This is a genomic window from Fulvimarina uroteuthidis, from assembly GCF_034321785.1.
GTDB lineage: Bacteria > Pseudomonadota > Alphaproteobacteria > Rhizobiales > Rhizobiaceae > Fulvimarina > Fulvimarina uroteuthidis.
This window is the reverse complement of record NZ_JAXLPB010000001.1, coordinates 817,487-837,967: the sequence shown is the minus strand read 5'-3', so window position 1 is coordinate 837,967 and position 20,481 is coordinate 817,487. Positions and strand designations below refer to the sequence as shown.

The following is a 20,481-nucleotide window of genomic DNA, read 5'->3' as shown; positions in this document are numbered from 1 at the left end:
AGTCATCGATCAGGTCATCAGCGACAGCTACGCCATCTACAATGGCGACTGCATCGAGGTGATGAGCGGGCTTCCAAAAGCGAGCGTTCATCTTTCGGTCTACAGCCCGCCATTCGGCGGCCTCTACAATTATTCGAGCGACGAGCGCGATCTCTCGAATTGCCGCGACTACGATCAGTTCTTCGAGCATTACGCCTACGTGGTCGAACAGATCGCACGCGTCACCATTCCGGGCCGGTGCTCCGCCGTCCACTGCATGGACGTTCCAACCGGCAACACCGGGTCGGACGCCTACATCGACTTCCCAGGAGATATCATCCGGCTTCACCAGCGCCATGGCTTCCACTTCGTTGCGCGTCACGCGATCTGGAAAGAGCCGCTATGGGTCCGCAACCGGACCATGCAGAAGAACCTCGCGCACAAAACCGCAGTGGACGACAGCACGCAATGTGGCGTGGCATCGGCGGACTATCTCTTGATTTTCAAGAAGAAGGGCGAGAACCCGGTACCGGTCGCAAACCCCGTTGGCTTCATGGAATATGCCGGCGACGACAGCAAGATGCCGAATGATGTTCGGCGCCTGCGCGGCTTCGAGGGTGATCAGAAGCAGAACAAGTTCTCGCACTGGATCTGGCGACGGTATGCGTCATCAATCTGGGACGACATCCGCATGGGCAACGTCCTGCCATACGAAGAGGGACGAGAGGCAGACGACGAAAAGCACGTTCACCCGCTCCAGCTAGATGTGATCGACCGCGTCGTCCAGATGCGCAGCAACGCCGGAGAAACCGTGTTGACGCCGTTCATGGGCGTTGGATCGGAGGTCTATTCGGCCGTCACTAAGGGCCGTCGCGGCATCGGGGCGGAACTGAAGACGAGCTATTATCGTCAAGCCGTCCGGAACCTCGAGAACATCGTCAGCGGGTGCCGTGCCGTTAAGGGCGGGCAGATGGACGCCTTCGAGATCGTGGAGGCGGCCGAATGAGCGACGCACCAAACACCGCGAAGGACTTCCCGCCAATCGACGTTTCATCGTCCCGGTTCAGCTATCCAGCGCCGTTGCCCGCCATGTACGGCGTCAAGGGCTACGAAGACCTCTGCCGCACCCTATCGGCTGCATATGATCAGGCCACCAAAGGCAAGGGCAGCGAGCGCCATGCCGACGGAAAGCCGTTCACGGATCAGCCCATCATGACGATCACGAGGCGGCGTGGCGTAGGCTTTCCGTTGGGCCAGATCGAAAAAAAGTCCGACGAAGCGGATGGCATGATCCGCCGCGGTGAATATGGCGCTGCGATCCGTGAGCTTCACGGCGTCATGGTCTACGCGGCCGCACTTGCGATCCGCATTGCAGAGATCGAACGCCTCGAAAAGGAGGGCTCGAAATGACGAAAGATCAGAAGGCAACAGCCTCCGCCATGTGGAGGGCCGGTCGATCGTCCTTCGAAATCGCCGACGCCCTCGACGTGGACCGGGTCAACATCATCCGCATGAGCATTCGCAATCGCGATCTGTTCCCCAAGCGGACCTCGGAAGAACGTCGTGCCATCATTTCCAGATCGATGAGGGCATCATGACCCTCACCCTTCGCCCCTATCAGCGCGAGAGCCTCGACGCTCTCTACGACTATTGGGACACGCAGCGCGGCTCACCGCTGATCGTCCTGCCGACCGGCGCCGGAAAGTCGCTCGTCATCGCCAAGATGGTCGAGGAGTTGCTTGCGCAGTTCCCCGAGCTTCGTATCGCGATCGTCACGCACTCCAAAGAGTTGATCGTCCAGAACTTCAAGGAGCTGATTGGGCTATGGCCTGGTGCTCCGGCTGGCATCTACAGCGCCAGCGTCGGCAAGCGCGACACCCATTCCCGCATCCTCTTCTGCGGCGTCCAGTCGGTCTACAACAAGACGCGGCAGATCGGCCCCCGAGACCTGATCATCGTCGACGAGGCCCATCTGATCCCTCGCAATAGCGCGACCATGTACGGCAAGTTCTTTGCCGGCATGGGCGAGATTACCGAGGACATGCGGATCTGCGGCCTGACCGCCACGCCGTACCGGATGGACAGCGGCATGCTGGCCGAGGGGCCGGACGCCATGTTCGACGCGATCGTCTACGAGGCGAACGTCGGCGACCTGATCCGCGACGGCTATCTGTCGCCGCTGATCTCGAAGGCGTCAGCCGCCAAGATCGACATGCGCGGCGTCCACACCCGCGCCGGCGAGTTCGTCGCCTCCGAGATGGAGGCTGCGGCCATGAAGGGCGATCTTGTCGAGCGAGCCGTTCAGGAGCTTGTCGCCTATGGCCAGGACCGCCGGGCCTGGCTGGCCTTCTGCACGACGGTAAAGCATGCCCACGCGGTGCGGGACGAGATCCGAAAGCATGGCCTGACGGCCGAGGCCGTCCATGGCGAATTGAGCAAGGGCGAGCGCGAGAGCGCGATCGAGCGGTTTCGCCGCGGCGAGATCCGATGCCTGACGTCCGTCAACGTCCTGTCGATCGGCTTCAACGTCCCGCACGTCGATATGGTCGCCCTGATGCGCGGCACGCGATCGACGGGCATGTACGTCCAGCAGGTAGGGCGGGGCTTCCGCACCGCACCGGGCAAGGAGAATGCCCTGATCCTTGATTTCGCATCCGTCATCCGGATGCACGGCCCGGTGGACGACGTTTCGGTGCTTTCGAAGAAGGCTTCGGTGCCGAGCGCGGACGACAAGGACGAGGACGGGTTCCCCGCCAAGGAATGCCCGCAGTGCGACACCATAGTCTCGATCTCGGTCATGGAGTGCCCGGACTGTGGCCACGTCTGGGAGCCGGCGCAGCTTGCGCCGCGGCACGACGCCGAAGCGGACGCCACCACTGGCATCCTGTCGTCTGAAAAGGTGCCGCCCCAGGCCATTCCTGTCGTCCGGTGGGACTGGAAGAAGTGGAAGAAGGAAGGGTCGCCGGACTCGATCCGCGTCACCTACGTCGCCGGTCTTGCGACCTATTCCGAATGGGTCTGCCCCGAGCACGGCGGATATGCCGGTGAGAAGGCCGCGTCATGGTGGGCGATGCATGGCGGATCCATGCCGCCGCCGAAGACGACGGTCGAGGCGATCGAGCGCCGCAACGAGCTCGCCACACCGTCCAGCGTCACCGTCAAGCCGGCCAAGCACAACCCGCGATATTTCGATGTCGTCGGTCGATCCTTCAACGAACAGCAAGAGAGGGCCGCGTGATGAAAAAGCCAAGGCACAAAAAGCCGCCGCTTGCGTGGACGGTGCAGGAAACGGACGATCGCACGGGAGGCATCGTGTTCACGCGATACCGTAGCGAACGCGCCAGGGCGGATGCGATAAGGAAAGGCGCACGTCTGGATTATGGCGAAGCCTATTACCTTGAAGCCTGCCGGACCCGGTGGGCGGACCGTTATGCGCCCGGCCCCGTACCTCATTCTGCCATGGTGGCTGAGGGGTGGTGGTTCGATTGCGCCGGCTGCGGCATGCGCATTGATAGCGACGCCATGTGGGAGCACAAACTCGACTGGCGCGGTGTGATCGGCGCGGGGGATGGCTACACTTACTGTTGCGCCAAATGCCGGGCGGACGACATAGCCATGCGCGCTTCGCGCAAAGCCGCTGAAAGTGCAGCGCTTGCTGACATGAGGCGCCAAGCCTTGGCGGCCTTGCCGGGTGTTTGGTGCGCGCCAATCGACGCCAAGAAATGGAACGGGCGGGCGCACGCCTACGTGACGCGCAAAGGTGCCGACGAACCTTGGGTTACCGAGCAAGCGACGGTGCCGTTTGATTTCCCCGGACGCAAGATTGGGTACGGCACGTTCGGATTTCACAAGCTTGGTGAAGCGCCCCGCGCATCAGTTTGCAACGGCGACTTGGCGGCGTGGGAAGCTCACTTGAAAAATCATCAAGAGAGGGCCGCGTGATGAACGAGCCAAACTTGAAAGACGAATGGTGCCTGCGGCTCTACCGCGAAGGCATGTCCGTCTCGACCATCGCCGATCTGGTCTTCGACAACCGGCCCGATCGGTACACGGCTCGAAACCTCGTGAACGCCGGGATCGGCAGGGCGAGCATCGCCACCCGCGATGAGCGCGGCGGCTGGCCGGATCACGTTCGGAAGGGAGGCGCGTGATGGGAATTGCGGCTTATTCGTCTTTCACCAATCGATCTATCCATCGCGCCAGACTTGCGATCGAGCGGCACGAGGAACCGGAACTGGATCCGGAGCCAAACCCGGAAGATCGGTTTTCGGAATTTCACCCGCTCGCACCGCACCGTCCGACCATGTGCAAAATCATGCTTCGGATATGCCGGGAGACCGGCGTTTCAGTCCAGGAGATGAAGGGGCCGACATCGAACCAGCGCGTTTGCCTGGCGCGTCATGCGTTTTTCTATTGGGCGGTTCGCCTGACGGACAAAAGCCTGCGCCAGATCGCGGAATATTGCGGCCGAAAAGATCACACAACGGTCTGGAGCGGGATCATCCGATATCCCATCCGTCGCGCGAAAGGGGGTCGATATGTCCGTCCACTTCGCTGACCGATCGGCCCGGAACGCCGCCATACTGGCCGACTATGCGTCGGGCAAATCCATGCGGGCGCTGGCCGCCCGTTATGAAATGTCGGTTCCCGGCATCCGAAATGTCTTGATCAGTGGAAACGCCAAGATCAGGGACAATCGCAGGCTTCGTCAGCCCATGTTCGAGATCGTCATGGCGCGGGCGAACAATCATCTCCTGCGCGAGATCGCGACCGATATGGGCGTCGTTCCGTCGCAAATATCAAACCTTTTGCGGTCGATCGGCGCCGATCAGATGAGCGTCAAAGCGGTCAAGCGCCTGAAGCCCAATCAGGTCGAAGTCTATCGGGCCGCTCTGGACGAAGATCACCTTTCGCACGCCGATGCACTGGATGTCGCCAGAGAGGGAGGCTGCGATGCCCCATCGCTTTGACGAGGCCGTGTGCGCCGTCTGCGCACGCTACGCGCAAGGGTACGGCTACGCTCCGAAAGGGGCGAAGCGCCCCATCGCATGGGTCTGCGAGGATCCGGAATGCATCCAGGTTGCAAGAGAGACATACGAGATGCCGAACGACGAATTCAACCGCATCGAGCGACTGGCGCACGCTGACGCCGGCCATGCCCTCGAACGCTATTGCGACCGGATCGGCAAGACGGACTTTCGCGAGTTCGATCAAACCGAGTTCGAAGAAGCGATGGCGTCTGTCTTCTCCGAATATCACGAGGCCATGAAGGGCCGGCTGAAGAACGAGGCACCATTCTGATGATCTACGGTTCTGTGTGCAGCGGTATCGAAGCCGCATCCGTCGCCTGGGGGCCGCTTGGCTGGAAGGCGGCTTTTCTGTCCGAGATCGAGAAGTTCCCGTCCGAAGTTCTCGCCCACCATTACCCCGATGTGCCGAACCTCGGCGACATGACCAAGTTCAAGGATTGGCCCGATGCAACTATCGATATTCTCGTTGGAGGAACGCCCTGCCAGTCGTTCTCCGTCGCCGGACTTCGTAAGGGGCTTGCTGACCCTCGGGGAAACCTCGCCCTTACCTACCTTGCAATCGCTGATCGATACCGGCCTCGCTATGTCGTCTGGGAGAATGTCCCTGGCGTCCTGTCATCTGACGGAGGAAGGGATTTTGGAGCCTTTCTCGCAGGCTTGGGGCAACTGGGGTACGGGTGGTGCTACAGAGTGCTGGACGCGCAGTATGTCCGAGTGGACGGGCTGGAGAGGGCCGTCCCGCAAAGACGACGGCGTGTGTTCGTTGTCGGATATCTTGGAGACTGGCGACGTGCCGCAGCGGTTCTTTCTGAGCCCGAAAGCGTGTTCGGGCATACTGCGCCGCGCCGAAAAGCGGGGCAAGTCGTTGCCCCCACAATTAGCGCTCGCCCTACAGGCGGTGGCGGACTTGGAACCGATTTCGACTGCGACGGAGGGCTGATTTCCTCGACAGGCAATGTGGCACATTGCCTGAACGCAGGCGGCATGGGTCGGCAGGATTACGAAACTGAGACGATGATTGCCCATTCCCTGCGAGGGGAAGGGTTTGACGCCAGCGAGGACGGGACGGGGCGCGGGACGCCGATTGTCCCCGTCGAGCATCCTTGTACCCTCGCCATCCGGGGCCGCAATGGCGGGCACGATCTCGAATACCGACAAGATGGTACTGCCAACGCGGTCCTGACGCCCAATGGGGGCCGGGCTGGCATCGGCGTGGGGGCCATAGCCTTCAACTCGCGCGAGGATCCGGAAGTCACCTTCGACCGATCTGGACCATTGGGATCTTCTTCGCCGCAGGCGCAAGCCATCGCCTACGGCCTTCGCAGTGACGCTTCCCGGTCGGGTGAGGCCAAGACGCCAAGCACCGACGCCGAAGGCCGCGTCAGCCTGCGGGATACCGGTTTCAACGTCTACGAGGAACACGCCCCGACGCTTGACGCCGGTGCTGCGCATTCGGTCGCACATGCCATTCAAGCCGGGGCCTTCCGTGAGAACCCTTCCAGCGGCCCTGATGGGGTCGGTGTGCAAGAAGGCATTTCCTACACGCTCGAGGCTCGCGCCGAAGTGCAGGCAGTGTCCGCTGGATGGGCGGTGCGCCGCCTGACCCCAACCGAGTGTGAAAGACTTCAGGGATTTAAGGACGGCTACACGGCGATCTTGCGCAACGGCAAGCCTGCTGCGGACGGGCCACGGTACAAGGCCCTCGGAAATTCCATGGCGGTGAACTGCATGGCTTGGATTGGTCAGCGGATCGAAATGGTCGAGCGCATCGCGTCTGAAATTGAACGAGAGAGGGCAGCGTGATGAGTGCGGCAGAGGACATCACATCGCAGCGCGAAGCGCTCTGGAGGTCGGGCTACCGGCCTCTCGCCGTCTATAATATCGACGCGCGGGTGAACTCGCCGGGCAAGCAGCCCAAGGGGTTCGCATGGCAGCGCGAGGCGCTTCTGGATCCGCCGACTTGCGTCAAGCGCGCGCCGGATGGGGACGCCATGAACACCGGCGTCATGGCGAACGGATATCGTGTCATCGATCTCGACGTCGACGACCAATCCGTCTCCGATCGTCTGTTGCGCATGGCCGGCGAAATGCTCGGGCGAGCGCCAACCCGGCACCGCGAGAACAGCGGCCGCCGGCTGATGGTCTACCGGGCCGCCCAGGGGGAGCCGGGCAAGCGTTCGATCAAGGGCGCGATGGGCAAGGTCGAGGTGCTGGGCAAGGGACAGCAGTTCGTCGCCTACGGCAAACACCCGAGCGGCGTCGACCTGCAATGGGACCGGGCGCTCGAGGATTGGCCGGCTGACGAGCTGACGGAAGTGACCGAGGATCAGGTAGGGGCGTTTCTGGCGGCGGCGTCCGAGGTCATCGGCAGCGCCGACCAGGCGCGCGACGTCATCCCCTTGCGCCTCGGCGAGTACACGGCCAATTCCCCGACGGGTCTTTCCGAGATCGACCATCTGTTGAGCGCCATCCCGGCCGACAGCCCCTATGACGATTGGCTGAACGCGCTGATGGCCGTTCACGCCGCGACGGGAGGATCCGCCGAGGGGCTGGCGATCGCCGACAACTGGAGCCGCATGGGCTCGAAATACAAGCCGGGCGAGGTCGAGAAGAAGTGGGCGTCGTTCAGGTCGACCGGCGTCACCGGCGCGACCCTTGCGGCTCTCGCTAGAGACAACGGCGCCGATCTGTCGGCCATTCGCATCGCCCATATGCCGGAAGACCCGGAGTGGGCGGCAATGGTGATGCACGGCCGGGAGGTGGCGCGGACGATCAAGGCGCCGCGAGCAGTCGGCATGGCGCCCGTTCGGTATCTGACAGAAACCGATGACGGGACGTTGGTCGATCAGGACGGGGTGGTGATCGATGATCCATCGACGGAGACGGATCCACCTGCTCAGACGAAGCTTGATTATCCACCCGGCCTCGTGGGGGATATCGCCAAATGGATCGTTTCCACGGCGACCAAGCCTCAGCCAGCCATCTCGATCGTTGCCGCAATTACGGTCGTGGGGTGCGTGGCGGGCCGTCAATTCCGAGGTCCAGAGGGAGGTGGAACAGCGCTCTATGCTCTGGCCTTGGCCCCAACCGCACAGGGCAAGGACACGCCGCTCAAGCAAATCGGCCGCATCATGAATGCCGCGGCGCTTGGTCATCATCTGGGGCCGGACGAGTTCATGTCGTTCTCGTCGGTCGTCAACTTGATGACGCGCAGGGCTTTGGTTCTCGCCCCCATGGACGAGTTCGGCGACTTCATGCGCCGGGTGTTCGATCGTAAGGGGTCCATTCATGCCCGAGCAATCCCCAAGGTTCTGAGGAGCTTGTGGGGTGCAAACTTCGACCAGGCGAGAACGGCGGAATGGGCCGACAGAGAGGGTATAGCGCTTTCGGCGCCGCACCTGTCGCTGTTCGGGGCGTCTACGCACGAACAATTCTATACCGCGCTCGAGAACGGGGCGGTTGCCGACGGAACGCTCAATCGATTTCTGATCGTGGAGGGTGAGCGGCGGCCGAAATTCGTCGATCCTCAAGCGCAAAGGGATCTCGTCCCAAAATCGCTGATTGATCAAATCAAAGACATCTACAATGCATCGGGGACGATGCACGCATCCCAGCGGAACAATGCTGATTTCGACCCCACGACCGCCCCCGATTCCATGGTGAATATGACATGGGGACAAGGTGCCGGCGATGCTTGGAAAAAATACAGGAAACAGGTTGAGGACCTGATGTCCGACGACCCGGCGCAGGCCGATCTTCGAGGCAGAACGGCGGAGATGGCAGTTCGAATTGCGACCATCGTTGCCATCGGAAGGGGGTCTGAGACGGTTGATCTCGAAGACCTGCAATATGGAATGACGCTGGCAAGCCGATCCGCGGACACGATGATTGCAGGGGCGGCCGATTTCATGGCTGAGAATGACCAGGAGGCGAACTGGCAGAAGATTGCTCGCATGATCCGAGAGAAGGGCGGGAGGCTTGAATATCGAGCGATCTATCGGAGCATGAAGCACATGCGCAGCCGGGACCTGAAGGACTTGCTGACGCACATGGCGGACAGCGGCGTCATCACCGTCGATGAGATAAAGCGCGATGACGGAGGGCATCCAAAGCGGTGGTACCTGACTGGAAATTAGCGGCCTTCGGGCCGTTTTTCTTTGGTGCCTCTTGCGGTGCCGCTTGGTGCCACTTGAGCCACTTGACCGATAGCAAGTGGCTCCAGTCGGTGCCACTTGAGTTGCCACTTGGTTAGGCTCAAAGCACTGAAATACATACATTATTATCAAGTGGCTCAAGTGACACTAGATGGTGAATAGTCCGACGATTTAACGAATAGGTTGCATAAATCAGCATGAAATGCACGTGGGGATGGGTATATATTGGGGACTGTAAAGTGCCAGTTGCCACTCGCCCCACTTGCCATTCCCCACCTTGCCTTCCCATTCGCCCTCTGCCATCCTCGTCAGTGCACCACCGCAGGCTTCCATTTGATCAAATCGAGGAAGCCGAGAATGCCAGACACGAAGACGAAGCCGGAAATTGGTCGGCCATACACGGCGATCGTTCGGACCTATGAGTCGGTCGGTCGAAGCGGGCGGATTGCCGCTCTCGCCAGGAAACACAATCGGCGGATCGGTGATTTCATTTCGATGCCCGACCTGGCTGGTAAGGCATGGTTCATCGTCAAGACCAATCCCCAATGCGAGATGCGGGCGATCGAGGCCATGTTGCGGATCGGCGTTCACGCCTACGCTCCAGTCTATCGAAAGCGCCTCTACGACGCCCGGTCGAAGCGGCCGATCCTTCGCACCACACCCTTCATCGTCGGCTACGTGTTCGCGCTTCTGGATGCAGGGATGCCGGACGTCGGACTGATCCGAGACTGCGACGGCGTGGCGGGTGTCTTGCCGATGGGTGACTGGTGCCCGCCGATCTCGATTTCCAATCGCGACATCGAGGCCATCCGCCGGATGGAAGCATCCCACTGGCTGGAACAGGATCTAGAGTTTCGCAAGCGTCGGAAGAAATGGCTGAAGGGCAGAGGCGTTAGGGTTTCAACCGAGCCTGTCGTTCTGGCGTCTGGCGCGTTCGAGGGATTCGTTGCGGCGATCACGGCACTGGAAGGCAGGAACGCGGCTCGTGTCATCACCCAGGCGTTCGGAAAGATCGAGGAAACCGTAGTTCCTCTTGACGATCTCCTGAAGGCCGCTTAGAAACTTCATCCGATAGCACATTCGTCCAGAGACCATCCCGCCTTCCGAGGCCCGAAAGAGTTCTAGCGACGGATGACCCCAGCGAGGCGTAGCGCGGGGCGATGTGCGAAGCTATGCAGAAATTCTGTGCAACTTTGCCTCGCGAAAAGCGGGGCTTTTGTTGTCAGGTTTGAATTTTTTCAAAGGAAATCAAAATGGCGCAGCGCGGTGGCAAGCGCCCCGGTGCTGGGCGCAAAAAGGGCAATCAAGACGCTGCCACGTTGGGGCAGAAGGCAACGATTGCAGAACTGGCGCGCGGCTATGCCGACGACGCAATGGGCGTCCTTCATCAGATCGCGATGACCGGCGAAAGCGAGGCGGCCAGGGTGTCAGCTTCGAATGCGATCCTCGATCGGGCATTCGGCAAGCCGGCACAGGCGATGGAGCATTCCGGTCCGGATGGATCCCCGCTGAATCTCACCACCCGCATCGAACTCGTCGCCCCCGGCGATGACGACAGCTAAGGTCGAGCTACCGCCGAAACTCATCCCCGTCTTTAGCGGACCCGCTCGATACCGCGGGGCGCATGGCGGGCGCGGAAGTGCCAAGACCAGATCCTTTGCCCTGATGACCGCCGTGAAGGCATATCAGGCAGCGGCAGAGGGACGGTCCGGTGTCATCTTGTGCGGCCGCGAGTTCGTCAACTCGCTGGACGACAGTTCGCTCCCCGAGATCAAGGCGGCGATCGAGGCGACAGACTGGCTGGCGCCGTGGTTCGACATCGGCGAGAAGTTCGTTCGGACAAAGGGCCTGCCGGGCCGGATCGACTATCGATTCGCAGGCTTGCGCCACAATGTTGGATCCCTGAAGTCCAAGGCGCGGATCATCGTTGCATGGATCGACGAGGCCGAGGACGTTTCCGAGACGGCATGGCGAAAGCTCATTCCGACCGTTCGCGAGGACGGGTCCGAAATATGGGTGACGTGGAACCCGGAGAAACCGGACAGCCCGACGCACAACCGGTTTATCAAGGCGCCGCCCGACAATTCGAAGATCGTCCAGATCAATTACACGGACAATCCGTGGTTCCCCGACGTCTTGGACGAAGAGCGCCTGAACGATCTGGCGCGGCTCGACCCGAACACCTACGCGCACATCTGGGAAGGCGCGCACCTCATCAATTCCGACGCTCAGGTGTTCGCCGGCAAGTGGCGTGTCGATGATTTCGAGATCAACCCGTCATGGGACGGGCCATACCAGGGCGGTGACTTCGGGTTCTCCCAAGATCCGACGGCGGCCGTGCGGTGCTACATCGACGGAGACCGGCTCTATGTGAGCCACGAGGCATTCGCCAAGCAGCTTGCGCTCGATGGGACGGCGGCGTTCGTCGAAGAGAAGATCCCCGGATATGCCGAATACGTGTCCCGGTGGGACAGCGCTTCGCCCGGGTCGATCGAACTGATCAGCCGACATGGGATGCCGAGGGCGACCGCAACCGACAAGTGGCAAGGCAGTATCGAGGACGGCATTCGATACCTGCGCTCGTTTCGCGAGATCGTCGTTCACACGCGATGCAAGGGCATCAAGGACGAAATGCGGCTCTATTCCTACAAGGTCGATCGGTTGTCCGGTGACATTCTCCCGACGATCGTCGACGCGCACAATCACGGTATCGACGCGCTTCGCTACGCCGTCTCCCCGATGATCCGACAAGGTTTCCATTACGGCATGCTGGGTGTGGTCGAATGATGCTTGCTGACAGCCTTCGCAGCTTCGTCGTCGGAATGGCCGGCGCCGTTGGCCTCGGCACGACCCAGGACAAAAGCGCGGGCATCGGGTTTGGTTTCGACCAGATCAGCATTGGCGAACTCGAGGCGATGTACCGGGCCGATTGGCTGTCTCGCAAGATCGTCGACATCATCCCGAATGACATGACGCGCGAATGGCGCGACTGGCAGGCGGAGAAGCCCCAGATCGAGGCCATAGAGGCGGTCGAGAAAGCCCCGCTGATCGATGTGGCCCGCAAGGTCAACCGCGCTCTCCGCAAGGCCCGCCTGCGCGGTGGCGCTGCCATCTTCATCGGCATCCGCGGTGCGGACCATGCCGAACCGCTTGACCCTGCCAGAATCAAGGCGGGCGACCTCGAATATCTCCACGTGCTCGGGCGCGACGAGGTCACCATAGGCCAGCAGATCCGCGACGTTACCAGCCCGCTTCATGGCGAGCCGGAATGGTACGAGGTGCAAGGCACCAACGGCGCGGTCTCTCGCGTCCACCCTTCGCGCATGGTCCGGTTCGTTGGAATGGAGGTTTTGCAGGACGCCGGTCGGCAGACTGAACAGTGGGGCGATAGCGTCCTGCAGGTCGCCTATTCGGCGATCAAGAACGCCACGTCAGCACAGGGACACATCGCGGCGCTGATCCCCGAACTGAAGACGGACATCATTTACGTGCCGGGTCTGTCCAAGGCCGTCGCGACCGATGCCGGCGAGAAGGCGATCACGAAGCGCTTCACCTATGCCACGCAGATGCGGTCGATGTTCTCGACGCTCCTGTTGGAGGGTAACGGCTCGTCGGGCGACAACGCCCAGGGCGAGAAGTGGGAGCAGAAGCAGATCAGCTTCGCCCAGATGCCAGAACTGATCCGCCAATATCTTCAAGTCGCGTGCGGCGCGGCCGACATCCCGTCCATCCGCTTGCTCGGCGAGGCTCCATCTGGTCTCGGATCGAACGGCGAGAGTGCGCTGATCACCTATTACGATAACGTCGGAGCCCGCCAGCGCACGGAGCTTGCCCCGCAGCTTCACCGGCTCGACGAGGTCATCATCAGGTCTGCGCTCGGGTCACGACCGAAGGACGTCTATTTCGAATGGTCGCCGCTCTGGACGCTGAACGAGAAAGAGCGCGCCGAGGTGTTCTCGAAGACGGCGGAGGCCGCGCGCAAGATCATCGGCGGCGGCCAGGACAAGCCTCTCATCGCGCTTGAACCGCTTTCCAAGGCTCTCGCGAACCGGCTGGTTGAGGATGGCGCTCTTCCAGGTCTCGACGCCGCAATCGACGAGTATGGCGGAACGATCGAGGAAGAGCCGAGCGAGGAAGAGATCACCGCGGCGTCGACGCCAGCGGTGCCGGCCCAGATGCAAACTCCGGCCAATGACGCCGCGCCTCGCACGCTTTATGTGCGCCGGGACGTGGTGAACGCGGCCGAGATCACCGCTTGGGCGAAGTCGCAGGGCATGACGGACATCGTCGACGATCTTCACGTCACCCTGATCTACAGCCGGGCGCCGGTGGATTGGATCAAGGCCGGCAACGCCAACGAGTATGGCAGCGACGGCAAGGACACCCTGACCATCGCCGAGGGCGGTCCACGTGCGGTCGAGCCGCTCGGCAACATGGCCGCCGTTCTGCTTTTCGCATCGTCGCAACTGTCATGGCGCCACCAAGACATCATTCACGCCGGAGCCGAACACGGGTTCCCCGACTATCAGCCTCACGTCTCGCTGACGAAGACGCCGGTCGATCTGTCCGGGGTCTTGCCCTATCGGGGCAAGATCATGCTGGGGCCCGAGATTTTCGAAGAGTTGAGAGAGGACTGACCATGGCCGAAGTCGAAAGCACCAGCGACGATCGCACCTCGAACAATGCCGTGCGCCACAAGTATCGCGTCCTGTCCGACGCCGAGAAGGCCCAGATGGTCGCCGTCAAGGACAAGGGCGCGGAGCTTCTGACGCTGATCGAAAGCATCGGCGGAAGTCGCGAGCTTTCCATCGCCAAGACGAAGACCGAGGAAGCCGTCATGTGGGCGGTCAAGCACGTCACCGCCTAAGAGGGCATCCCATGAATTTCACCGACGCATCGCCGCTTACCGGAGCGCGCGAGACCGCTGACGGCTACCTGATCGCCGACGCGTTCGCGCTGCGGACCGGCGTGCAGACCTATCTCGGCTCGGAAGTCGGCCGATCGGATCTCGCGACCGTCAACGTCTACCGCCCGGAGAGCGAAGTGTTCTCGGCTGACAGCCTTCGCTCGCTCTCCCATGCCCCGGTCACGGATGATCACCCATCGGTCGCGGTCGACTCCGCGAATTGGGCGTCCCTTGGCAAGGGCGAGGTGTCGGACGAGGTGCTGCGTGACGGCGGCCGCCTGCGCATTCCGCTCATCGTCAAGGACGCCGCCACGGTCGCCAAGGTGAAGGCCGGCAAGCGCCAGCTGTCCGCCGGCTACGTCTGCGACCTCGAATGGAAGGACGGCGTTGCCGAAGATGGCGCGTCCTACCAGGCGGTTCAGCGCAACATCAGGTTCAACCACCTCGCGATCGTCGATCGGGCGCGTGCGGGTGATGAATTTCGCATCGGCGACGGCGCGAATACCGAGGCCGCGGCCTCATCTTGGGGCGTTGCCCCGATCCAAACCAACGACCGAAAGGAAGCCATCATGGCTGACAATCTGACGACGGTGGTTCTGGGCGACAAGGCCGTGCAAGTCACGGACAAGGACGCCCCGATCATCGAACAGTTCAAGACGCAGTTCGCCGCCGACAAGGCTGCTCTCGTCTCGGATCACGACAAGGCGCTCGCGACCAAGGACGCCGAACTCGCGACCAAGGATGCGAAGATCGCCGAACTGGAAGGCAAGGTGCTTTCCGACGCCGATCTCGACAAGCGCGTTGCCGCCCGGGCCGAACTCGTCGGCAAGGCGAAGACGCTCGCGAAGGATGCCGATTTCTCCGGCAAGACGGACGCCGAGATCCGGCGCGCTGCCGTCACGGCCGTTCGCGGCGCCGACGCCATGGCTGGCAAGTCCGACGCCTATGTCGATGCCGCATTCGATCTCGCAGTTGAGGCCGCCGGCAAGCCGAAGGACAGCTTCGCCGACGCCATCGCAGGCGGCCCGGTCGTCCAGATCGCCGACGCCTTCGCCGCGCGCGAAAAGGCGTTCCAGGAACTCTGCGCCCACGACACCGGCGCGCACGTGAAGAAGGGGGCCTAACCGATGGCGCTTCAGACCACCTACCTCGATGACATGCCGGTCGCCTACGCCGGCATGGTCGCGAACACCGAGCTCGCGGACATCATCTCTCGCACGGTCGAGGACGCCGCCCTGCCGTTCGGCAAGGCTGTCACCCAGGGCACCGGCGACAAGTCCGTCCACCCGACCACGACCGGCGACGCGTCCACTTTGGGCGTTTCGGTCCTGTCGAACGCCACCGAAAACTCAACCGTCAACGGCTATCCGCAGGGCGACACGGCCGCCATCCTCATCAAGGGCGTCATCTGGGTCACGGCCGACGGCGCTGTCGCCGCAGGCGATGACGTGACCGTCACCGTCGCAACCGGGGCCTACGGCACGAAAGCTGCCGGCGCCGGTGTTCTCGCTGTGCCGAACGCTCGCTGGGAAACCAGCGCGGCCGACGGCGCTCTCGCCCAGCTCCGGCTCAAGTAAGGAGGTCTCGATATGCAGACGCTCATGACCAACGACGCGATGCAGTCGAACCTCGGGTTCGTCACGTCGCAGACCGCCTACGTGGAAACGCAGGTCTACCAGACCCGCTATGCCGCCATCCGCTACACCGGCCTCATTCCGGTCGATTACTCGGCCCCGGAATGGATCAAGACCGTCGACTATTACTCGATGGACGTGGCCGGCAAGGCCGAGTGGCTAGCCGATCGTGCGAACGATATCCCCGTCGTCGGGATGCAGCACGACAAGCAGTCCACGCAGGTCTACATGGCCGGTATCGGGTACGATTACGGTCTCGAAGAGATCAATCAGGCCCGGATGCTTGGGATCCCGCTCGAATCCACGAAGGCGGACACCGCGCGCCTCGCCTACGAGCGGATGGTGGATCGTATCGCGTTCTCCGGTGATGCGGCGAAGGGCTTCAACGGCCTTTTCGACTATCCCGGCATCACGATCGATGGCGACCTGACGGGCTCCTGGGAAACGGCCACCGAGGACCAGATCCTCGCCGACGTCAACGAACTTCTCGAAGGCGTCGCGGCCGACACGAACGAAGTCGCGATGGCGGACACGCTTCTGCTTCCTCCGTCGAAGACCCGCTACATCGGCTCGCGCCGGCTCGGCGACGGCAACGGCTCGCTGACGATCCGCGCCTATCTGGAGCAGAACAACTCCTACACGGCCGAAACCGGCCAGCCTCTCACGATCCGGTCGCTTCGCGGCTTGGAGACGGCAGGCGCCGGCGGTACCACGCGCATGATCGCCTATCGCAATGCGCCGGAGGTCATGAAGATGCACATCCCGATGCGTCATCGCTTCTTGCCGGTCCAGATCGTCGGCCTCACCTACAAGATCCCCGGCATCTTCCGCCTGGGCGGCCTCGACATCCGGCTTACGAAGGAAGTCCGTTATGGGGATGGCATCTGATGGCGACCGTCACGAACAACCACACGTCGCCGCTCAAGGTCGGCGGGGTCACCATCCCGCCCAAGGGGTCGAGGACGGTCGAGAACTGGCACATGGCCTCCACATCGGGGGCCGTGCGCGCATGGCTGAAGTCGGAAACGATCACCGCTGACGAGCCCGCCGCCGATCAGGGCCGGGCCGGGCTTCGCCACTCGGAGCTTCGCGAGCTTGCAAATGGACCGACCACGGCGAGCGAGCCTGATCCATCGCCCTATGCGGTGAAGGAGAAGGGTGCCGGCTGGTTCGCCGTCACGAAGGACGGCGAGGAAGTCACGAAGTCGCTGCGCAAGGATGCGGTCGAACTCTTTCCGGCCATGACTGAGGACGAGAAGGCCACGTTCGTCGAAGCGAACAAGGACTGATCCCATGGCGGGCTATGGCACAGACGACGGCCTGACGGCCTACGCGACGGCCAACGGCCTGATTATGCCAGCGGGCGGCAACATAACTGCCGCTCGCCAGCGGGGCTCCCTGTTCGTTGACGGCGTCTATGGTGACCGCTTCTCTGGACGCCCAACCGATGGGGCCGCCCAAGACCGTGAATGGCCGCGCACTGGTGCCTCAGACACCTACGGCAACGTCATTACTCCGGATCTCGTCCCGGCTCGGGTCGAATATGCGGTCTATGAGGCGGCAATCGCCGAGATCAACAATCCCGGCATTCTATCTCCGGTGGTCATCGCGGCCGAGCGTGTGAAGCGCGAGAAGGTCGGGCCTCTGGAAACCGAATTCTTCGAAGGCGCGGACGCTGCCAAGGACGCGATACCGAGCATCACTGCGATCGACGGCTTGCTGCGCCCGCTTCTCGTACCAGTGGCCGGCTATGGCCCCGCCATTCTGGTTGTCTGATCATGCCGACGAAGGATTATGGCCGATCCCAGGCCACGGCGTTGCGATTGATCGACAAGTTCGGCGGCGACGGGCAAATCCTGCGGCCGTCCACGCGAGATCCATACGATCCGGACGGCGCGGGCACGACGCCCGATCCGCTCACGGCCAAGATGGTCCGCGTGGAATATACCCTCGGCGAGCGCGAGAACTCTCTGATCAGCAACCGCGATTGCAAGATCCTTGTCGCGGCCAAGGGGCTCGACCACCAGCCGAACGGCTCAGATCGCATCAGCTTCGGCGGTGAGACCTACGAGGTGGTAAACAGCAAGCCGTTGGCGCCGGACGGCGCGACGAACATTCTCTTCGAAGTGCAGGCCCGTTCGTGACCCACCGCGACACCATCGAACGCCTCATCGCGCAGTTCGGCGACCAGGCTGCGGAAGCTTTCCTGCGCGCCGTCGACGACATCAAGAACCGGGTCACGCTCAGGGTGGTCGTCGAAAAGCTCGAGCGTGGTGACATCCCCGGCGCCGTGGAAGCCATCGGCCTCGATCCTGTCGCTTTCGAGCGGCTTGAGAGCGTCCTGGCCGAAGCATACGCCGCCGGCGGGCAGGCGGAGGTCAACAACCTGCCGATCCTGCGCGACCCTGAGGGCGCCCGCGTCATCTTCCGGTTCGGCACGCGCAACACGATCGGCGAGCAAGAGCTTCGCCAGCAATCCAGCGAGCTCGTCACCCGCATCGTCGAGGACCAGCGCGAGGCAATCCGCGCCGCGCTCTCCGATGGCCTATCTGAAGGCCGCAACCCGCGCTCGACCGCCCTCGACGTGGTTGGCCGGGTATCACGCCAGACAAACCGCCGCGAGGGTGGCGTCATCGGCCTCACAGCCCCGCAGGAGCGCTTCGTCGCCTCGGCGCGGGCCGAACTCGCATCAGGCGATCCGGAAGCGCTGCGGCACTACCTGACGCGCACACGCCGCGATAAGCGGTTCGACGCGACCGTGAAGAAAGCGATCGAGGCCGGCAAGCCGGTCCCAGCCGATGTCGCGACCCGCATCGTCGGACGATATTCCGACCGGCTCCTCGAACTCCGCGGCGAGATCATCGCCCGCACCGAGACCACCGGCGTCCTGAACAAGGGGCGTGAGGACGCGATCCTTCAGCAGGTCCGAGAGGGCAAGGTCGCCGCGCAGGCCGTCAAGAAGGGCTGGCGGAACGCGCGGGATAGGCGAGTGCGTGACAGTCATGTCGTTCTGCATGGTCAGACCGTCGGCTTGAACGAGAGCTTCATCTCGCCGGCCACCGGTGCGCCGATCAGATATCCCGGCGATCCGAGAGCGCCCGCATCCGAGCGTGTCGGTTGCCGATGCTTCCTGCAGATGGAGGTCGACTATCTGGCCAGCACGGTTCGCCGGTTCCGAGCGGAGGCCGCCTGATGGCCGGCTTCGCCGCAGCTGTCGGCGCATGGGCGGACAAGATCCCCGGCGCTATGGAAGCGATCTTTCGGGAGAGCGCATCACGGCTTGCGCGGGAGCTGACGCTTGAACTCGAGCGGCTGGTCTATGAGCGGCCGCAGTCGCCGGACGCCAAGGCGCGGACCGGCTTCCTTCGGGCGTCCCTCGTGGCATCGAAAGCATCCATGCCGACGCTGTCACGAGCGAACCCCGGCGTGGCGGCTGATCTCGATCAAGGAGCGATCGAACTCGCCATCCAGGGCGCAGAGATCGGCGAGACCATCTTCCTCGGCTACACCGCGAACTATGGCGCGTACATCCACTATGGATCTGGCGGGCGACCGGCGCGGCCATGGGTAACGATGGTTGCGCAGAGGTGGCCGCAGATCGTCGCCGACGTTACGCGGGATCTGAAGAGGCGGCTGGGGCTTTGATCCCCGGCACCTCATCGGAGCCTGCGGCCTGGGCGGCGAGAAGCCCGAACATCAACAGATTGAGCGAGCGCCTGGCGGCCTTGATCGCGGTATCGGCCCGCACGGTCGCGCCCGGCTCGTTGCCAAGGGCGTTCAGAGCGTTCGCCAGCCGCTCATAGGCGGCATCATCGGACAAAGGTTCGCGGTTCGGCATCGCGGGAAGGGATAGCACATGAAGTCGGTTCGTGTCGTCAGCGAAGGCGGAACAAGCTTCCAAACAAAGGTGTTCAACGGCGAGACCGGTGAGCGCATTCGCGGAATCACCGAGATCGACATCAGAATTGTCGGTTGTGATTTCGTTCGTGCTGACATTGCGTTCTCAGCCGTTGAGATAGACCGCTTGGACGCCGCCCCTTCTTTCCGCATGATGGACCCTGCAACGGGCGAGATGAAAGAACTCGCCGAAATCACGTTTGCAGACGGCTCAGGCTGGAAGCCCTGATGCCATCGCCGGAACCTGCGATCCTCCGCGCCCTTCGCTCGCACCTGATAGATTTCGCCCGGCATCGCACCCTGCCGATCGCCTTCACCAACCGCCAGTTCACGGCGCCGTCGGGCGTTTACCTGCGCGAAACACTCATTCCGAACCAGACTGGCCGTTTGTTCGTCGCAAGCGACGGTCCGCACAGGCACATGGGCCTCTACCAGGTGGATGTCTTCGCCCCCGAGAACACCGGGGAAACGGATCACGTCGCGCTCGCCGGTGAGATCGCCGATCACTTCGCGGTCGACCTCCGTCTGACCGATGGCGGCGTCCGCACCCGCATCACCAAGCGCCCCAGCGTCGGACCAACGCTCGTTGACGGCGCTCTGGCGATGATCCCCACCACCATCGAATGGGAGACGTTCGCATGACGATCAAAGTCACGAACACGAGCAACCGAATTCAGTCGTTCACCACGAACACCGGCGCCCGCGTCCATCTTGATCCGGGCGAAACCAAGTCGATCGCGCTCGATCGCGACGACACCCGCCTGAAGGCCAAAGAGAACGCACGCCTCGTCAGCGTTGGCCAAGACGCCAAGCCGGCCAAGAAGGCCGCGGCGGTCGACCCTGCCGAGAAGGCGTTCGGCCAAGCCGACCCCGAATAGCGC

Annotated in this window: 28 protein-coding genes; 27 read left to right on the top strand and 1 reads right to left on the bottom strand. The window is 62.6% G+C overall.

Going from position 1 to position 20,481, the window contains the following annotated elements; all coding sequences use genetic code 11:
- Window positions 1–61: 61 nt before the first annotated feature.
- The 24 genes from U0C82_RS03845 to U0C82_RS03730 all read left to right on the top strand — a co-directional run bounded on the left by U0C82_RS03845 (window position 62) and on the right by U0C82_RS03730 (window position 19,348).
- A complete protein-coding gene (locus U0C82_RS03845) occupies window positions 62–985 on the top strand; it encodes a DNA-methyltransferase (protein WP_322185972.1) in 924 nt (307 codons plus the stop codon).
- Window positions 982–1,389, top strand: coding sequence for a hypothetical protein (locus U0C82_RS03840; protein ID WP_322185731.1), 408 nt, complete (start codon window positions 982–984; stop codon window positions 1,387–1,389). The genes U0C82_RS03845 and U0C82_RS03840 overlap by 4 nt, the downstream gene beginning before the upstream one ends.
- Window positions 1,386–1,577, top strand: coding sequence for a hypothetical protein (locus tag U0C82_RS03835; protein ID WP_322185730.1), 192 nt, complete (start codon window positions 1,386–1,388; stop codon window positions 1,575–1,577). The genes U0C82_RS03840 and U0C82_RS03835 overlap by 4 nt, the downstream gene beginning before the upstream one ends.
- Window positions 1,574–3,217, top strand: coding sequence for a DEAD/DEAH box helicase (locus U0C82_RS03830; RefSeq protein ID WP_322185729.1), 1,644 nt, complete (start codon window positions 1,574–1,576; stop codon window positions 3,215–3,217). The genes U0C82_RS03835 and U0C82_RS03830 overlap by 4 nt, the downstream gene beginning before the upstream one ends.
- On the top strand, window positions 3,214–3,921 hold the full coding sequence (locus tag U0C82_RS03825) for a hypothetical protein (protein ID WP_322185728.1): 708 nt from the start codon (window positions 3,214–3,216) through the stop codon (window positions 3,919–3,921). Before U0C82_RS03830 ends, U0C82_RS03825 begins: the two co-directional genes overlap by 4 nt.
- The gene (locus U0C82_RS03820; RefSeq protein WP_322185727.1) at window positions 3,921–4,130 is read left to right on the top strand and encodes a hypothetical protein; all 210 of its coding nucleotides are present in this window, start codon (window positions 3,921–3,923) and stop codon (window positions 4,128–4,130) included. Before U0C82_RS03825 ends, U0C82_RS03820 begins: the two co-directional genes overlap by 1 nt.
- Entirely contained in the window at window positions 4,130–4,537 is a 408-nt protein-coding gene (locus tag U0C82_RS03815; RefSeq protein ID WP_322185726.1) for a helix-turn-helix domain-containing protein, read from the top strand. Before U0C82_RS03820 ends, U0C82_RS03815 begins: the two co-directional genes overlap by 1 nt.
- Window positions 4,518–4,949, top strand: coding sequence for a hypothetical protein (locus tag U0C82_RS03810; protein ID WP_322185725.1), 432 nt, complete (start codon window positions 4,518–4,520; stop codon window positions 4,947–4,949). Before U0C82_RS03815 ends, U0C82_RS03810 begins: the two co-directional genes overlap by 20 nt.
- On the top strand, window positions 4,933–5,280 hold the full coding sequence (locus U0C82_RS03805) for a hypothetical protein (RefSeq protein ID WP_322185724.1): 348 nt from the start codon (window positions 4,933–4,935) through the stop codon (window positions 5,278–5,280). Before U0C82_RS03810 ends, U0C82_RS03805 begins: the two co-directional genes overlap by 17 nt.
- Window positions 5,280–6,812 (top strand): DNA cytosine methyltransferase, encoded by a 1,533-nt coding sequence (locus U0C82_RS03800; RefSeq protein ID WP_322185723.1) that lies wholly within the window; start codon window positions 5,280–5,282, stop codon window positions 6,810–6,812. The genes U0C82_RS03805 and U0C82_RS03800 overlap by 1 nt, the downstream gene beginning before the upstream one ends.
- Complete coding sequence (locus U0C82_RS03795) at window positions 6,812–9,145, top strand: PriCT-2 domain-containing protein (protein WP_322185722.1); 2,334 nt, start codon at window positions 6,812–6,814, stop codon at window positions 9,143–9,145. The genes U0C82_RS03800 and U0C82_RS03795 overlap by 1 nt, the downstream gene beginning before the upstream one ends.
- 513 nt (window positions 9,146–9,658) lie before the next feature.
- Entirely contained in the window at window positions 9,659–10,222 is a 564-nt protein-coding gene (locus tag U0C82_RS03790; protein ID WP_322185721.1) for a transcription termination/antitermination NusG family protein, read from the top strand.
- Between the two features lie 194 nt (window positions 10,223–10,416).
- The gene (locus tag U0C82_RS03785; RefSeq protein WP_322185720.1) at window positions 10,417–10,725 is read left to right on the top strand and encodes a hypothetical protein; all 309 of its coding nucleotides are present in this window, start codon (window positions 10,417–10,419) and stop codon (window positions 10,723–10,725) included.
- Complete coding sequence (locus tag U0C82_RS03780) at window positions 10,712–11,950, top strand: PBSX family phage terminase large subunit (protein ID WP_322185719.1); 1,239 nt, start codon at window positions 10,712–10,714, stop codon at window positions 11,948–11,950. The genes U0C82_RS03785 and U0C82_RS03780 overlap by 14 nt, the downstream gene beginning before the upstream one ends.
- Window positions 11,947–13,800 carry an anti-CBASS protein Acb1 family protein gene (locus U0C82_RS03775; RefSeq protein ID WP_322185718.1) on the top strand — a complete coding sequence of 618 codons (1,854 nt, stop codon included), beginning with the start codon at window positions 11,947–11,949 and terminating at the stop codon, window positions 13,798–13,800. The genes U0C82_RS03780 and U0C82_RS03775 overlap by 4 nt, the downstream gene beginning before the upstream one ends.
- 2 nt (window positions 13,801–13,802) lie before the next feature.
- Window positions 13,803–14,030: an Acb2/Tad1 domain-containing protein gene (locus U0C82_RS03770; protein ID WP_322185716.1), complete on the top strand. Its 228-nt coding sequence runs from the start codon at window positions 13,803–13,805 to the stop codon at window positions 14,028–14,030.
- A gap of 11 nt (window positions 14,031–14,041) precedes the next feature.
- The gene (locus U0C82_RS03765; RefSeq protein ID WP_322185714.1) at window positions 14,042–15,193 is read left to right on the top strand and encodes a DUF2213 domain-containing protein; all 1,152 of its coding nucleotides are present in this window, start codon (window positions 14,042–14,044) and stop codon (window positions 15,191–15,193) included.
- Window positions 15,194–15,196: 3 nt separating this feature from the next.
- Window positions 15,197–15,646, top strand: a complete 450-nt coding sequence (locus tag U0C82_RS03760) for a structural cement protein Gp24 (protein ID WP_322185713.1) — start codon at window positions 15,197–15,199, stop codon at window positions 15,644–15,646.
- 12 nt (window positions 15,647–15,658) lie between these two features.
- The gene (locus tag U0C82_RS03755) at window positions 15,659–16,591 is read left to right on the top strand and encodes a DUF2184 domain-containing protein (protein WP_322185712.1); all 933 of its coding nucleotides are present in this window, start codon (window positions 15,659–15,661) and stop codon (window positions 16,589–16,591) included.
- Window positions 16,591–16,992, top strand: a complete 402-nt coding sequence (locus U0C82_RS03750; protein ID WP_322185711.1) for a hypothetical protein — start codon at window positions 16,591–16,593, stop codon at window positions 16,990–16,992. The genes U0C82_RS03755 and U0C82_RS03750 overlap by 1 nt, the downstream gene beginning before the upstream one ends.
- A 4-nt stretch (window positions 16,993–16,996) precedes the next feature.
- Window positions 16,997–17,479 carry a DnaT-like ssDNA-binding protein gene (locus tag U0C82_RS03745; RefSeq protein WP_322185710.1) on the top strand — a complete coding sequence of 161 codons (483 nt, stop codon included), beginning with the start codon at window positions 16,997–16,999 and terminating at the stop codon, window positions 17,477–17,479.
- A 47-nt stretch (window positions 17,480–17,526) separates the two neighbouring features.
- A complete protein-coding gene (locus U0C82_RS03740) occupies window positions 17,527–17,847 on the top strand; it encodes a hypothetical protein (protein ID WP_322185708.1) in 321 nt (106 codons plus the stop codon).
- Window positions 17,844–18,896 (top strand): phage minor head protein, encoded by a 1,053-nt coding sequence (locus U0C82_RS03735; RefSeq protein ID WP_322185707.1) that lies wholly within the window; start codon window positions 17,844–17,846, stop codon window positions 18,894–18,896. The genes U0C82_RS03740 and U0C82_RS03735 overlap by 4 nt, the downstream gene beginning before the upstream one ends.
- Window positions 18,896–19,348, top strand: coding sequence for an HK97 gp10 family phage protein (locus tag U0C82_RS03730; RefSeq protein ID WP_322185706.1), 453 nt, complete (start codon window positions 18,896–18,898; stop codon window positions 19,346–19,348). Before U0C82_RS03735 ends, U0C82_RS03730 begins: the two co-directional genes overlap by 1 nt.
- On the opposite strand, the gene U0C82_RS03725 is transcribed toward U0C82_RS03730, so the two are convergent.
- Window positions 19,314–19,559, bottom strand: coding sequence for a hypothetical protein (locus U0C82_RS03725; protein WP_322185705.1), 246 nt, complete (start codon window positions 19,557–19,559; stop codon window positions 19,314–19,316). The genes U0C82_RS03730 and U0C82_RS03725 overlap by 35 nt on opposite strands.
- On the opposite strand from U0C82_RS03725, the gene U0C82_RS03720 reads away from it, so the two are divergent.
- Genes U0C82_RS03720 through U0C82_RS03710 form a run of 3 tightly spaced genes read left to right on the top strand, consistent with a single transcriptional unit; the run spans window position 19,560 to window position 20,478 of the window.
- Window positions 19,560–19,829 (top strand): hypothetical protein, encoded by a 270-nt coding sequence (locus U0C82_RS03720; protein ID WP_322185704.1) that lies wholly within the window; start codon window positions 19,560–19,562, stop codon window positions 19,827–19,829.
- Window positions 19,829–20,242: a phage tail terminator-like protein gene (locus U0C82_RS03715; RefSeq protein WP_322185703.1), complete on the top strand. Its 414-nt coding sequence runs from the start codon at window positions 19,829–19,831 to the stop codon at window positions 20,240–20,242. Before U0C82_RS03720 ends, U0C82_RS03715 begins: the two co-directional genes overlap by 1 nt.
- A complete protein-coding gene (locus U0C82_RS03710) occupies window positions 20,239–20,478 on the top strand; it encodes a hypothetical protein (protein ID WP_322185702.1) in 240 nt (79 codons plus the stop codon). Before U0C82_RS03715 ends, U0C82_RS03710 begins: the two co-directional genes overlap by 4 nt.
- The last annotated feature ends 3 nt before the right edge of the window (window positions 20,479–20,481 follow it).

Excerpts from the sequence above, each read along its gene's own strand:
- U0C82_RS03810 (WP_322185725.1), top strand. The coding sequence starts at position 4,518 with ATGTCCGTCCACTTCGCTGACCGATCGGCCCGGAACGCCGCCATACTG.
- U0C82_RS03805 (WP_322185724.1), top strand. The coding sequence starts at position 4,933 with ATGCCCCATCGCTTTGACGAGGCCGTGTGCGCCGTCTGCGCACGCTAC.
- U0C82_RS03820 (WP_322185727.1), top strand. The coding sequence starts at position 3,921 with ATGAACGAGCCAAACTTGAAAGACGAATGGTGCCTGCGGCTCTACCGC.
- U0C82_RS03710 (WP_322185702.1), top strand. The coding sequence starts at position 20,239 with ATGACGATCAAAGTCACGAACACGAGCAACCGAATTCAGTCGTTCACC.
- U0C82_RS03745 (WP_322185710.1), top strand. The coding sequence starts at position 16,997 with ATGGCGGGCTATGGCACAGACGACGGCCTGACGGCCTACGCGACGGCC.
- U0C82_RS03835 (WP_322185730.1), top strand. The coding sequence starts at position 1,386 with ATGACGAAAGATCAGAAGGCAACAGCCTCCGCCATGTGGAGGGCCGGT.
- U0C82_RS03770 (WP_322185716.1), top strand. The coding sequence starts at position 13,803 with ATGGCCGAAGTCGAAAGCACCAGCGACGATCGCACCTCGAACAATGCC.
- U0C82_RS03790 (WP_322185721.1), top strand. The coding sequence starts at position 9,659 with ATGCCCGACCTGGCTGGTAAGGCATGGTTCATCGTCAAGACCAATCCC.
- U0C82_RS03785 (WP_322185720.1), top strand. The coding sequence starts at position 10,417 with ATGGCGCAGCGCGGTGGCAAGCGCCCCGGTGCTGGGCGCAAAAAGGGC.
- U0C82_RS03830 (WP_322185729.1), top strand. The coding sequence starts at position 1,574 with ATGACCCTCACCCTTCGCCCCTATCAGCGCGAGAGCCTCGACGCTCTC.
- U0C82_RS03730 (WP_322185706.1), top strand. The coding sequence starts at position 18,896 with ATGGCCGGCTTCGCCGCAGCTGTCGGCGCATGGGCGGACAAGATCCCC.
- U0C82_RS03845 (WP_322185972.1), top strand. The coding sequence starts at position 62 with ATGAGCGGGCTTCCAAAAGCGAGCGTTCATCTTTCGGTCTACAGCCCG.
- U0C82_RS03775 (WP_322185718.1), top strand. The coding sequence starts at position 11,947 with ATGATGCTTGCTGACAGCCTTCGCAGCTTCGTCGTCGGAATGGCCGGC.
- U0C82_RS03750 (WP_322185711.1), top strand. The coding sequence starts at position 16,591 with ATGGCGACCGTCACGAACAACCACACGTCGCCGCTCAAGGTCGGCGGG.
- U0C82_RS03795 (WP_322185722.1), top strand. The coding sequence starts at position 6,812 with ATGAGTGCGGCAGAGGACATCACATCGCAGCGCGAAGCGCTCTGGAGG.
- U0C82_RS03715 (WP_322185703.1), top strand. The coding sequence starts at position 19,829 with ATGCCATCGCCGGAACCTGCGATCCTCCGCGCCCTTCGCTCGCACCTG.
- U0C82_RS03815 (WP_322185726.1), top strand. The coding sequence starts at position 4,130 with ATGGGAATTGCGGCTTATTCGTCTTTCACCAATCGATCTATCCATCGC.
- U0C82_RS03780 (WP_322185719.1), top strand. The coding sequence starts at position 10,712 with ATGACGACAGCTAAGGTCGAGCTACCGCCGAAACTCATCCCCGTCTTT.
- U0C82_RS03720 (WP_322185704.1), top strand. The coding sequence starts at position 19,560 with ATGAAGTCGGTTCGTGTCGTCAGCGAAGGCGGAACAAGCTTCCAAACA.
- U0C82_RS03755 (WP_322185712.1), top strand. The coding sequence starts at position 15,659 with ATGCAGACGCTCATGACCAACGACGCGATGCAGTCGAACCTCGGGTTC.
- U0C82_RS03840 (WP_322185731.1), top strand. The coding sequence starts at position 982 with ATGAGCGACGCACCAAACACCGCGAAGGACTTCCCGCCAATCGACGTT.
- U0C82_RS03760 (WP_322185713.1), top strand. The coding sequence starts at position 15,197 with ATGGCGCTTCAGACCACCTACCTCGATGACATGCCGGTCGCCTACGCC.
- U0C82_RS03765 (WP_322185714.1), top strand. The coding sequence starts at position 14,042 with ATGAATTTCACCGACGCATCGCCGCTTACCGGAGCGCGCGAGACCGCT.
- U0C82_RS03800 (WP_322185723.1), top strand. The coding sequence starts at position 5,280 with ATGATCTACGGTTCTGTGTGCAGCGGTATCGAAGCCGCATCCGTCGCC.